The sequence below is a fragment of the Streptomyces sp. NPDC053755 genome, from assembly GCF_040677675.1.
In the GTDB taxonomy this organism is placed as follows: Bacteria; Actinomycetota; Actinomycetes; order Streptomycetales; family Streptomycetaceae; genus Streptomyces.
The window spans coordinates 144,613-156,651 of the sequence record NZ_JBFASK010000016.1 but is presented as its reverse complement, the minus strand read 5'-3'; the positions used below and the strand labels follow the sequence as shown (position 1 = coordinate 156,651).

Below are 12,039 nucleotides of genomic sequence, written 5' to 3'. Positions count from 1 at the left end.
CCCGGGCCGGGGGGGCGGGGGGGGGGGGGGGGGGGGCGGGGGCACGTCAGGAGCGTCGTGCCCGCGCCCTCCGGGCGGACGCCGGCCGGGCCCTCAGGCCTGGCCGGTCTCGAAGCGGATGATCTTCCCGTTCTCGACGACGAAGCGCCAGCGGGTGCGCATCTCGCCCCAGGTGTCGTTGCGGAACCGGGCGACGAGGGCGTGTCCGTCCTCCTTGACGGACTCGATCTCCATGTGTCCGCGCGAGGCGAAGATCTCCTTCTCCGTCCACTCGGCGAGGTCGCGGTCGGACCCGTCGTCGGACATGGTGGCGCCGGGCGCCAGAGCGGCCTGGAAGGCGGCCTGGTCGTTGGCGTTGAGCGCGCTCACGAAGGCGCGTACGGCGGGGTCGCTGAGCTTGTCCACGGGGATGGTCATGGGCCTACCCGTACACCGGCCGGCACCCGTGACGGCGGATCCGGGCCGGGGACGCGGCACGCGCGGAGGACGGACTGGGCCACCTGGGCCAGCGGAGGCACGGGGCGTGAGCCGTCGGAGGCTCTGTGGGGCGGGATCCCCCGAAGGGGCAGACGAGTCGGGCTGTACGCCGGGTTCTGTACCCCTGGACCTCGCGGTCGTCGGGGTGACGGCCATCCATCTAGGACCGGCGTTGCCACCGGTCTCGTGCGGTCTACCCGCGAACTCGGGCGAGCAGCCCTCGATCGTTCGCGCAGAGCCGTCCGAGGACGACCCCTCTTGACCTTGCTCCGGGTGGGGTTTACCTAGCCGCCTGAGTCGCCTCAGGCGCTGGTGGTCTCTTACACCACCGTTTCACCCTTACCGAGGACCGAGGTCCCCGGCGGTCTGTTTTCTGTGGCACTGTCCCGCGGGTCACCCCGGGTGGCCGTTAGCCACCACCCTGCCCTGTGGAGCCCGGACGTTCCTCGGGGGGATCCGAGGATCCCCACGCGGCCGCCCGCCCGGCTCGTCTGCCGTGCCGACCATGCTACCCGCCGTGTCGGCCCGGCTTGACCTTGTCGCAGCGTCAGGGTTTGTACTGGGCTCATGCGCATCGGCGAGATCGCCGCGCTCGTCGGGGTCACTCCACGGGCCGTGCGGCACTATCACCGGCTGGGGCTGCTGCCCGAGCCCGCACGGCGGAGCAACGGCTACCGGAAGTACGGCATCCGCGACGCCGTGCTGCTCGCGAGGATCCGGCGTCTCGCCGAACTCGGGCTCGGTCTCGACGAGGTGCGGGACGTGCTGGCCGACGACGAGGGGCGGGAGCTGGTGGAGGTCCTGGAGGAGCTGGACCGGGACCTCGGCCGGCAGGAGGCCCTGATCCGCGAGCGGCGGGCCCGCCTCGCCGAGCTGCTCGGAGAGGCACGGGCCGGCCGGCTCACCGCCGAGGGCCCCGTCTCGGCGGAGCTGGCCGGACTCTTCGCGGGTCTGGGCGAGGTCCCCGCCTCGCCGATGGCGGCGAAGGACCGCGAGCTGCTCGCCCTGCTCGACACGGTCGCGCCCGCAGGGGAGCGCGACCGCCTCATCGGCGCCATGCGGAGCATGACCGAGGCTCCGGGGGCGCTGGAGCGCGCCCACGCCGTCTACGCACGGCTCGACGCGCTCGCCGAGGCCGCCGAGGACGACCCCCGGGTGGTGGGGGCGGCCCAGGCCCTCGCCGACTGCCTGCCCGACGAGGTCGTCGCCCGGCTCGGCACCGCCGAGCTGCCCGAGGGCGGCTTCGCGGACGCCTTCCTCGCCGACATGTCACCCGCCCAGGCCGCCGCCGTCCGCCACGCGCTGCGCCTCGTCCAGGAGCGTACGAGATGACTTCCACCCCGCACCCCGGCACCGCCGGCACCACCGCGCCCGGACGGCGCTCGGGTCCCGGGGAGTTCCCTGCTCCGGGGCCGCCGGGCCGGGATCCGGACCGCGAGCCGTCCCCCCGGCACCCGGTCGCCGGACCACCGGAGCACGACGCCCAGGACCACCCGCCGCCCTCGGGGCACCCGATCGCCGGGGCGCGGGACCGCGAGCCTCTCCCCACAACGCCCCGCGGCAGCACGCTGGACCGCCCGTCGATCCCGCGGGGCCCGGTCGCCGGCCCCCCGGACAGCGACACCACGCACGACCGTCCGCCGGCCTCCCGGCCGTCCGGTCCGCTGCGGAGCCGCTCGACGCGGGTCCTGCGGGCCGTCGCGTACGCCCTGCTGCCCGCCGAGGTGCTCCTCGCCGTCTGTCTCGTCGCCGGGGTGCGCCCGCCCGGTCCCGTCCTCCTGGGCACCGAGGTCGCCGTCCTCGCGCTGGGCGCCGCGACGGCGGGCGCGTACGTACGGCTCCGGCGCAGCGGGCTCTCCGCCCGCCAGGCCGGGGGCGAGCTGGTGCCCGAGCCCGTTCTCCGGCTCGCCGGACACGAGCTGCGGCTCATGGTGAGCCTGGGGCTGTGGACGGCCCGGCGCCGGCACGGCGTCCCCGCCGGAGCGCGGGCCTTCCCGCACGCGCGCGACCAGGCCGCCCTCCTGTACGGCTTCGCGTTCGTCTGCCTCGTCGAGACCGTCGGCATGTCGTACCTGCTCGTCGACTGGCCGGTGGCGCACGCCGTCGTCCTCGTGCTCGACGTCTACACGGTGCTGTTCGTCCTCGGTCTGCACGCCGCTTCCGTCACCCGCCCGCACGTCCTCGCCCCCGGCGTCCTCCGGCTGCGGCAGGCCGCGCACGTCGACCTGACGATCTCCCTGGAGAACATCGCCGCCGTCCGTCACGAGCTGCTCTTCTCGCACGCGAAGACGGACGGGGAGCTGAACCTCGCCGTCGGCTCGCAGACCTCCCTCACCTTCGAGCTGACCGAACCGGTCGACGTGCCCCGCTTCCTGGGCGCGCCCCGGCAGGTGCGGGTCGTGCGCTGTCACGCGGACGACGCCCGCGCCTTCCTCGAGGCCGTCACGCGGGCGCGAACAGCACCTTCGCCCTCCCGGGATCGGCCTGGGTCAGCCTGACCCGGAGCCATTCGCCGAGCGGCAGCCGGGCCTCGCCGCCCTCGATCCCGGCGACGACCGCGGGGTCGTCCAGGTGGACGGTGCCGACGCCCGGCTCGCGCTCCTTCACGTCGATCACGTAGGCGTCGAAGACCTCGCCGACGCGCCCGCTCATCAGCGCGGCCTCGACGATGTCGACGGTCTCGCGCTCGACGCGGTTGGCCCGCCGCGAGCCCTCCGCCATCTCGCCCGGCAGGGCGTCGAGCGCCTCCCGCACCCATGCCGGGGGCTCCTCGCCCGCCACCGCGGCGAGGCACAGCTCGCCCGCGTAGCGGTCGACGAGCCGCCGCAGGGGTGCGGTGCAGTGGGTGTACTCGTCGGCGACGGCGGCGTGGACGGCCGGGGACGGGACGGCTCCGTCGGTGAAGACGGTGTAGCCGGCCCCGCGCAGCAGGGTGGTGCACTCCTGGAGGAAGGCGGCGTGCCGCGGGTTCGCGGGATCGACGGAGCGGACGACGTCCGCGTACGAGACGTGGTGCGGCCAGTCGACCCCGAGGGCGTGCGCGGAGCGGCGCAGCCGGGCCACGGCGCCGTCGGGGGCGGTCGGCAGCGTCCGCAGGATCCCGGTGCCGGCGGCCGTCATGAGGTCGGCGGCGGCCATGCCGGTGAGGAGGGAGATCTGGGCGTTCCACCCGTCGGCGGGGAGCGGGGCGCGGTACTCCAGGGAGTAGGTGTGGTCCCGCAGGACGACCTCCTGCTCGGGGACGTTGAGGGAGATCCCGCCGCGCTCGGTCTCCAGCGCCTCGCGGAGCCTGCCGATCTCGCGCAGGAGGGCGACGGGTTCCTCGGCCGTGCCGGCGTCGATCCGCGCCTGGACGCCCGCGTAGTCCAGCTTGGCACGGCTGCGGACCAGGGCCCGGCGCACGTCGGTGGCGACGCGGCGGCCCTCGGCGTCGAGGTCGATCCGCCACAGCAGCGCGGGGCGGGTCTCTCCGGGCAGAAGGCTGGCGGCGCCCTCGGAGAGGACGGTCGGGTGGAGGGGGACCCTGCCGTCGGGGAGGTAGAGGGTGAGGACCCGGCGGTGCGCCTCGGCGTCGAGGGCCGACCCGGGGGTGACGAAGGCGGCGACGTCGGCGATGGCGTAGTGGACGCGGTAGCCGCCGTCGGCGCGGCGGGCCAGGTGCATGGCCTGGTCGAGATCGGTGGAGGCCGGCGGGTCGAGGGTGAAGAAGGGGAGGTCGGTGGCGTCGTGCCCGGGAAGTCTCGGGGCCTTCGCCGCGGCCTCGGCTTCGGCGAGGACGGCGGGCGGGAAGGCCTGCGGGATCGCCGGCTCGGTACGGAGTGCGCGCAGGGCGGCCCGCAAGGGAGCCTCGGCTGCGCCGGTCACGTGAATGGGGCGGCGGGGCATGGACCGAGCCTAGAGGCGGGGGCCGGGCCCGGCACGTCGGATGGCCGGGCCGCGCGCCGGGAGCGGCGGGTCGCACGTGGTCGGCGGCGGTCGGGGGCGGGGCGCGGGCGGTCGGGGGCGGGGCGCCGGCTTTGTAGGCTGAACAGTCGGGGCCGCACCCCCACCCCCGTACGTACGAAGGAGAACCGCCGTGCTCGTGCTGTTGCCGCCCTCCGAAGGAAAGGCCTCCTCGGGCCGCGGTGCGCCGCTCAAGCCGGAGTCGCTCTCGCTGCCCGGCCTGGCCGGAGCGCGGGCGGCGGTCATGGACGAGCTGGTCGAGCTGTGCGTGGCCGACGAGGAGAAGGCGCGCGAGGTGCTCGGTCTGAGCGAGGGGCTGCGCGGCGAGGTCGCCAAGAACGCCGAGCTGCGGACGGCGGGTGCCCGCCCGGCCGGGGAGATCTACACGGGCGTGCTGTACGACGCGCTCGGTCTGGCCTCGCTCGACGCGGCCGCCCGCGAGCGGGCGCGGGGGTCGCTGCTCGTCATCTCCGGGCTGTGGGGCGCGGTCCGGGTGGACGACCGGATTCCGTCGTACCGCTGCTCGATGGGCGTGAAGCTGCCGGGCCTGGGCGCGCTGGGCGCGCACTGGCGCGGGGCGATGGCGTCCGTCCTGCCGGAGGTGGCGGGGGACGGGCCGGTGCTGGACCTGCGCTCGTCGGCGTACGTGTCGGCGTGGAAGCCCAAGGGCGAGGTGGCGGCGCGGACGGCGACGGTACGGGTGCTGCACGCGCCGACCCGGAAGGTCGTCAGCCACTTCAACAAGGCGACGAAGGGCCGGATCGTACGGAGCCTGCTGGAGGCGGGGGCGGAGCCGAAGGGGCGGGAGGAGCTGGTGGAGGCGCTGCGGGACCTCGGCCATGTCGTGGAGGAGGGCAAGGCCGGCGTCCTGGACGTGCTGGTGGACGAGGTCCACTGACCGCCGGTCCCCTCGGCACTCGACTCCCATTGCATCATATGCAACGCTCGTTGCGTGGAACGCTCACCGCCGTCAGGATGGGCGCCATGCCGAGCGTGCTTGACCTTGCCCCCGTCGTCCCCGTCGTCGTGATCGAGGACGCGGCCGACGCCGTGCCCCTCGCCCGCGCCCTGGTCGCGGGCGGGCTGCCCGCGATCGAGGTGACCCTGCGGACCCCCGCCGCACCGGCCGCCATCCACGCGATCGCCGCGGAGGTCCCGGAGGCGGTGGTCGGCGCGGGCACCGTCATCTCTCCCTCCGGCGTCGCGGACGCAGTGGCGGCCGGGGCGTGCTTCCTGGTGAGCCCGGGGTGGACGGACGGCCTCCTGGACGCGATGCGGGCGTCGGGAATGCCGTTCCTGCCGGGCGTCTCGACCACGTCGGAGGTCGTCGCCCTGCTGGAGCGGGGCGTGACCGACATGAAGTTCTTCCCGGCCGAAGCGGCGGGCGGCGTTCCGTACCTGAAGTCGCTCGCCGGTCCGCTCCCCCGGGCCCGCTTCTGCCCCACCGGCGGGATCTCGCTCGCCTCGGCCCCGTCCTACCTCGCCCTGCCGAACGTCGGCTGTGTCGGCGGTTCGTGGATGCTGCCGGGCGACGCCCTCGCCGCCCGCGACTGGGCCCGGGTCGAGTCCCTGGCACGAGAGGCGGCCGGGCTGGCGCCCACGGCGGGCGGAACGGGTCTCACGAGGGCCTGACCGCTCGCCCGTGGGCGCGGCGGCGCGAAACGCCTCGGCGTCCCCGGTGAGGCGCCGGGTCATGGCGTCGACGGCACTGGGGGTGGCCGGGGAGCGCCGGCGACCAGGCCGGATCGGGCCGGGCAGGATCGGCAGGCCACCGTCCCGAGCGTGCCGGCGACCAGGCCGGATCGGGCCGGCGCGCTCCCGGCAGGATCGGCAGGCCACCGTCCCGAGCGCTCGGGGCGGGGCCACGGCTCGTCCGGGCCCCGCCCCTCACCTCTCGCGGGGGTTCACCTCAGGTGCGAGGTGTCGTTCAGGAGCCGCACGGAGGCGTTGCCGTCGGCGTAGTACGCGATCGCCGACAGCGAGGCGGCCGAGAGCTCCATCCGGAACAGCGACTCCGGCGGGGCGCCGAGCGCCAGCCGGATCAGGGTCTTGATCGGCGTGACGTGCGTGACCAGCAGCACCGTACGGCCCGCGTGGGCCGCGGTCAGCCGGTCGCGGGCGGCCGACACGCGCCGGGCGACGGTGGCGAAGCTCTCGCCCCCGCCGGTGGGCTCGGCCCTCGGGGAGGCGAGCCAGGCGTCGAGGTCCTCGGCGTACCGCTCCCGCACCTCGGCGAAGGTCAGTCCCTCCCAGGCGCCGAAGTCGGTCTCGCGCAGCCCGTCCTCGACACGCACGCCGAGCCCCAGGCGGGCGGCGACGGTCTCGGCGGTCTGCCGGCAGCGCTTGAGCGGCGAGCTGACGATCTCCTGGACGGTCCCGCGCGCGCCGAGAGCGGCGGCCACCGCCTCGGCCTGGCGCATCCCGGCGGCCGACAGCTCCGGGTCGGTCCCGCCGCTTCCGGAGAACCGCTTCTCGGGCGTCAGCGCCGTCTCGCCGTGCCGCAGCAGCACGAAGGTCGCGGGAGTCCCCATGTCGGGTGCCCCCCATCCGGGCGCGGACGGCTCGGCCGTGGCGGACCGTCCGGCGTCGCCCCGGCCCGTGTGCGCCAGGACGCCCGCCTCTGCCTCGAAGTCGCCGCTCGCCACGGCGGAGGCGCCGCCGCTCGTGTCACGCTCGGCCGTGCCCGCGGCGGCCAGCGAGGCACGGGCCTGGACCGCGATGGCCTCGTGGGCCGCGAACAGCCCGTCGTCGGACGGGGCGGCCGCATCGCCGCCCGCGCCCCGGCCCGTGGCGGGACCGCTCGCCGTCCCGCCGCCCGCGCCGGAGCCCGTGGCGCCCGACAGGGCCGCCCGGGCGCGGGCCGCGCCCGCCGTGGCGTCTCCGGGCGGACCGGCCGGGGGCGGGGTCGCCGCGTTGCGCGCCGCGCGCGCGTCCAGGGCCGCCGCGGACGCCGACGGCTGCCACTGCTGCCCCCGCTTGCCCGCGTCCATGGCCTCGTTCGCGAGGCGGTCGGCGTGCTTGTTCTCCGCGCGCGGGATCCATTCGTAGCGGACCCGGGCCGCCGGGAGGATCCGGGCCGCCTCGGCGGCGAGGGGCTTCATGTCGGGATGCTTGATCTTCCAGCGGCCGGACATCTGCTCGACGACCAGCTTGGAGTCCATCCGCACGTGCACCAGCGCGTCGGGGAACAGCTCGCGCGCCGCCTTCAGACCGGCGATCAGGCCCTTGTACTCGGCGACGTTGTTGGTGGCCACGCCGATGTACTCGGCTGCCTCGGCGAGCGTCTCACCCGTGACAGGGTCGAGGACCACCGCGCCGTAACCGGCGGGCCCCGGGTTGCCCCGGGAGCCTCCGTCCGCCTCGACGATCAGTTCCCTCACCGTCATTACAAGCCGGACTCTGCCGTGCGGACGAGGATGCGGCGGCAGTTCTCGCAGCGCACCACCGTGTCGGCCGCGGCCGCGCGGACCTCGTTCAGCTCGGTGATGTTCAGTTCGATGTGGCAGCCCTCGCACCTGCGCTGGTACAGCCGCGCCGCGCCGATGCCGCCCTGCTGCTGGCGCAGCTTCTCGTACAGCTTCAGCAGGTCGGCGGGGACCGAGCCGGCCACCAGCTCGCGCTCCTTGCCGACGGTCGCGGCCTCCGCGTCGAGCTCGCTCTGCGCGGCATCGCGCCGGGCGGTGGCGTCGTCGGTCTTGGCCTGGACGGCGGAGGCGCGCTCGGTCAGCTCGGCCACCCGCTCCTGCGCGGACTCGCGGCGCTCCATGACCTCCAGGACGATGTCCTCGAGGTCGCCCTGGCGCTTGGCGAGCGAGGCGATCTCCCGCTGGAGGCTCTCCAGGTCCTTCGGGGAGGAGACGGCTCCGGAGTCGAGGCGCTGCTGGTCGCGCACGGCGCGCTGGCGCACCTGGTCGACGTCCTGCTCCGCCTTGGTCTGCTCGCGTGCGCAGTCGCTCTCCTCCGTCTGCGCGGCGACGAGCAGGTCGCGCAGCTGGGTGAGGTCCTTGGTCAGCGACTCGATCTCGGCGTGCTCGGGCAGGGACCTGCGCTTGTGGGCGAGCTGCTGCAGGCGGACGTCCAGGGCCTGGACGTCGAGAAGTCGGATCTGGTCGGCGGGCGCGGCGTTCAGTTGGGGGCTCCAGGGGAGGTGTGGTGGGAAGACCAGGGGTCGGTGACCGTCGTCGAGACGTGGACCCTGAGGTCCCAGCCGTGGCGGTCGGAGATGGCGTCGAGCTGGGCGGCGGCCTGCTCGCACCAGGGCCATTCGGTGGCCCAGTGGGCGGCGTCGACCAGCCCCAGCGGGGAGTGCTGGGTCGCCTCCGACACCGGGTGGTGGCGGAGGTCGGCGGTGAGGAAGGCGTCCACGCCGGCGGCCCGCACCGCGTCGAAGAGGCTGTCTCCGGACCCGCCGCTGACGGCGACCCTGCGCACGGTCATGTCGGGGTCACCGGCGACGCGGATGCCCTGCGCGGTGGCGGGCAGCCGCTTCGCGGCGCGGGCCGCGAACTCGCCGAGCGTCTCGGGGTGGTCCAGCTCACAGATCCGGCCGAGGTTGTTCTCGGGGACCAGGGGGCCGGTGACCCGCAGGTCGAGGGCGCCGGCGAGGGCGTCGGAGACGCCCGGGTCCGCGGTGTCGGCGTTGGTGTGCGCCACGTGCAGGGCGATGTCGTGCTTGATCAGGCCGTGCACGACCCGGCCCTTGAAGTGGGAGGCCGCGACCGTCGTCGTACCCCGCAGATAGAGCGGGTGATGGGTGACGATCAGGTCGGCGCCCAGCTGGATCGCCTCGTCGGCGATCTCCTGGACGGGGTCGACGGCGAACAGGACGCGGCGGACGCCGGCGTCCGGGTCGCCGCAGACCGTGCCGACGGCGTCCCACTGTTCGGCCCGCTCGGGCGGCCAGAGGGCGTCGAGTTCGGCGATGACTTCAGACAGACGGGGCACGGGGGAAAGGCTACCTGCCCTGCGCGCCCTGCCGTCCTGCCTGTGGGCAGCGATGATTCCGCTTGCTCCCGGGCCGCTTCCCGGAGGGCCGGGGCGGCCGGTCGCGCCGCACGCCTCCCGGCCCTCCGCAGCACAACGCCCGGCGCCCGCTCAGCCGAACCGGCACCCGGCCATCCTTACGTGTGAAGCGGGCGGGGTCGTGTTGTTCGGCTGGAAGTGCGAAAACTAGCTTCGGTGGCCGGAGGTGACGAGTCGATGACAGTCTGTGCCATCGAGACCGCGGCGGAGGACGACGGCGCGATGTGGCCGACGAGGTTCACGATCACGGCGAACGGGGCGTACGCGGCGCGGCTCGCGGGTGTGGGGGACGCCCTGTACGCGGAGCGGTGGACGCTCGACGGGCCGGAGCCGTACGCCGTACCGCTCCCCCTCGACCAGCCCGAGGAGCCGAGCGCGCGGCTGCTGCCGCTGGCGGACGGCCGGGTGCTGATCGAACGCCGGGTGGACGGCCACCGGCACACGTTCTCCCTGCTGTACCCGACCGGCCCGGGGACGGGCGAGCTGTCGCTGGGCGCGGTCGAGGCCGAGGAGCTGACGCTGCTTCCGCCGTCGCCGGACGGCATCTGCGCGTACGCGATGTGCGTCGGCCGGGACACCACCACGCTGTGGCTGGTGGCGGGCGGGGCGTTCGGCCCCGAGCGGGTCGCGGAGGTCAGGGGCCGCTGCTCGGGCGGGGTCTGGCTGGACCGCACGGGGCGGATACTCGCCCTCGACCGGCGGCTCGACGGCGGCCCCGTGAAGGCGGTGACGGTCGACCTGGAGCGGGGCGGCGAGGTGACGCCGCTGCTCCAGATCACCGAGGAGAGCACCGACCGGCTGCTGATGGCGGACCCGGACAGCGGTCTGCTGCTGATCCGCTCCGACGCGCCCTCCCCGGGGCACGAGCGGCTGGGGTGGGGGGTGCTCGGGAGTCTGCTGCCCGTCCGCTTCCCCGAGTGCCTGCGCCTGGACGACGCTGCCGTGACGCCGTTCGCCGTGCAGCCGGGGCAGGTGCTGATGCCGGAGAGCTGTGCGGTGGCGCTGCGGATCGACGCGGCGGCGGGGAGCCGGGTGGGCGTGTGGCGCCCGTCGGGCCGCCGCATGCACCACCTCGCGGCGCCGGCGGGGTGGCCGGCGGGGGCCGGGTTCTGGACGCCTCAGGGTGTCCTCCGGCTGCCGTTCGCGACGGACGAGGTGCGGTGCGGGCTGGCCGATCTGGAGGTGCCGGCCGATCCGGAGCCGACGCCCCCGCAGCCGGTCGTGTGCCGCCCGGTCCCCTTGCAGCAGGCACCCCTCACCGACCGCAAAGCGGCTGGTTAGAATCACGGCCGCATGGCAACAGCGATCGGTACGGGGTGAGTTCCACCATGTCGGAAGCACGCGGGGACGGGATGGAGCCGCACGGCTCCGGTAGGCACCGTGGCGAGGCGGCGCCGTCGGAGGACTCGACGTCCTCCGCACACGGCCGCCACCGCCGCGACCCGGAAGAGCGGTGACGGCGAACGGGCCCCGGGGGAATCCCCCGGGGCCCGTTCGCTTCCACGGCACGTGCCCCGCGTGTGCATGGCTCCCCGACGGGGCCCGTGTCCCGCGTGGCCCGTTCGCTTCCACGATGCGTCTCCCGCGTGAGCCCGTTCCCCGACGGGACCCGTTCGCTTCCGGGGCACGTTCCCGCGCGGGGCGGCTCAGCCCTTCTTCAGGCCCAGCACCTCGGCCGCGGCGAACGTCTCCCCCGCCGGGCGCCCCGCGTAGTACGGGGACAGCAGCCCGTCCAGCTCCTCGTAGGTGAAGGCGTCCTTCGACGTGTCGAACTTCGCCGCGACCCTCGGCCGGTCCACGACCGCGACCATGCCGCCGTGGACGACCAGGAGCTGCCCGTTCACACCCGCCGCCGCCGGCGAGGCGAGGTACCCCACCAGCGGGGCCACGTGCTCGGGCGCCAGCGGGTCCGGCTCGCCCGCCGCCGGCTCCGCGAAGCCCGCGAAGACGTCCTCCGTCATCCGGGTCCGGGCCCGCGGGCAGATCGCGTTCGCGGTGACGCCGTACTTCGCGAGCGCCAGGGCCGTGGACGTCGTCAGGCCCACGATCCCGCCCTTCGCCGCCGCGTAGTTCGGCTGACCGGCCGAGCCGGCCAGGAACGCCTCCGAGGAGGTGTTGACGATCCGGCCGTACACCCCGGGCTCCCCCGCCTTCGCCCGCCCCCTCCAGTGCACCGCCGCGAAGTGCGTGGTGTTGAAGTGGCCCTTCAGATGGACCCGTATCACCGCGTCCCACTCGTCCTCGCTCATCGAGAAGACCATCCGGTCCCGCAGGATGCCCGCGTTGTTGACCAGGACGTCCAGTCTCCCGAACGCGCTCACCGCCAGGCCGACCAGGTCCCGCGCCGTCTCGAAGTCGGCGACGTCGCCCAGGTGCGCGACGGCACGGCCGCCCGCCGCGCGGATCTCCTCGGCGACCGCCTCGGCCGGGCCGGCCGAGGCGGCGCCGGATCCGTCGCGACCCGGCCGGCCGTGGTCGTTGACGACGACGGCCGCGCCCAGCCGGGCGAGTTCCAGCGCCTCGGCCCGGCCGAGGCCGCGTCCGGCGCCGGTGACGATCGCGGACAGGCCCGCAAGGGGGAGTGACATCTCGTGGCAG

At 75.2% G+C, this 12,039-nt stretch carries 11 protein-coding genes and 1 other RNA gene; 5 read left to right on the top strand and 7 right to left on the bottom strand.

All coding sequences use genetic code 11. The features are described from left to right. Positions 1-93 precede the first annotated feature (93 nt). Both AB0K65_RS17810 and rnpB read right to left on the bottom strand, forming a co-directional pair. The gene (locus tag AB0K65_RS17810; RefSeq protein WP_365717422.1) at positions 94-417 is read right to left on the bottom strand and encodes a nuclear transport factor 2 family protein; all 324 of its coding nucleotides are present in this window, start codon (positions 415-417) and stop codon (positions 94-96) included. 149 nt (positions 418-566) lie between these two features. Beyond that, an RNA gene (gene rnpB, locus AB0K65_RS17805) (RNase P RNA component class A) lies at positions 567-967 on the bottom strand. Between the two features lie 77 nt (positions 968-1,044). Between rnpB and AB0K65_RS17800 the strand changes: the two genes are divergently transcribed. Further along, a complete protein-coding gene (locus tag AB0K65_RS17800) occupies positions 1,045-1,809 on the top strand; it encodes a MerR family transcriptional regulator (RefSeq protein ID WP_365717420.1) in 765 nt (254 codons plus the stop codon). Further along, on the top strand, positions 1,806-2,975 hold the full coding sequence (locus AB0K65_RS17795) for a hypothetical protein (protein ID WP_365717418.1): 1,170 nt from the start codon (positions 1,806-1,808) through the stop codon (positions 2,973-2,975). The genes AB0K65_RS17800 and AB0K65_RS17795 overlap by 4 nt, the downstream gene beginning before the upstream one ends. Here the strand turns inward: AB0K65_RS17795 and AB0K65_RS17790 are convergent. Then, on the bottom strand, positions 2,920-4,362 hold the full coding sequence (locus tag AB0K65_RS17790) for an RNB domain-containing ribonuclease (RefSeq protein WP_365717416.1): 1,443 nt from the start codon (positions 4,360-4,362) through the stop codon (positions 2,920-2,922). The genes AB0K65_RS17795 and AB0K65_RS17790 overlap by 56 nt on opposite strands. A gap of 190 nt (positions 4,363-4,552) precedes the next feature. Here AB0K65_RS17790 and yaaA point away from each other — a divergent pair, with 190 nt between their 5' ends. Beyond that, a complete protein-coding gene (gene yaaA / locus AB0K65_RS17785) occupies positions 4,553-5,317 on the top strand; it encodes a peroxide stress protein YaaA (RefSeq protein ID WP_365717414.1) in 765 nt (254 codons plus the stop codon). Between the two features lie 86 nt (positions 5,318-5,403). Next, the gene (eda, locus tag AB0K65_RS17780; RefSeq protein ID WP_365717412.1) at positions 5,404-6,051 is read left to right on the top strand and encodes a bifunctional 4-hydroxy-2-oxoglutarate aldolase/2-dehydro-3-deoxy-phosphogluconate aldolase; all 648 of its coding nucleotides are present in this window, start codon (positions 5,404-5,406) and stop codon (positions 6,049-6,051) included. Between the two features lie 272 nt (positions 6,052-6,323). Here the strand turns inward: eda and AB0K65_RS17775 are convergent, their stop codons facing one another. From AB0K65_RS17775 to AB0K65_RS17765, 3 genes are read right to left on the bottom strand one after another with little or no spacing between them, the layout of a single operon-like run. Continuing rightward, on the bottom strand, positions 6,324-7,799 hold the full coding sequence (locus AB0K65_RS17775) for a bifunctional RNase H/acid phosphatase (protein WP_365717447.1): 1,476 nt from the start codon (positions 7,797-7,799) through the stop codon (positions 6,324-6,326). A gap of 5 nt (positions 7,800-7,804) precedes the next feature. Then, complete coding sequence (locus AB0K65_RS17770) at positions 7,805-8,548, bottom strand: C4-type zinc ribbon domain-containing protein (protein ID WP_365717445.1); 744 nt, start codon at positions 8,546-8,548, stop codon at positions 7,805-7,807. Next, entirely contained in the window at positions 8,545-9,363 is an 819-nt protein-coding gene (locus AB0K65_RS17765; RefSeq protein WP_365717410.1) for a Nif3-like dinuclear metal center hexameric protein, read from the bottom strand. Before AB0K65_RS17765 ends, AB0K65_RS17770 begins: the two co-directional genes overlap by 4 nt. Positions 9,364-9,618: 255 nt before the next feature. On the opposite strand from AB0K65_RS17765, the gene AB0K65_RS17760 reads away from it, so the two are divergent. After that, positions 9,619-10,722 (top strand): hypothetical protein, encoded by a 1,104-nt coding sequence (locus AB0K65_RS17760; protein ID WP_365717408.1) that lies wholly within the window; start codon positions 9,619-9,621, stop codon positions 10,720-10,722. Between the two features lie 365 nt (positions 10,723-11,087). On the opposite strand, the gene AB0K65_RS17755 is transcribed toward AB0K65_RS17760, so the two are convergent. After that, positions 11,088-12,029, bottom strand: coding sequence for a 3-oxoacyl-ACP reductase (locus tag AB0K65_RS17755; protein ID WP_365717406.1), 942 nt, complete (start codon positions 12,027-12,029; stop codon positions 11,088-11,090). Positions 12,030-12,039 lie beyond the last annotated feature (10 nt).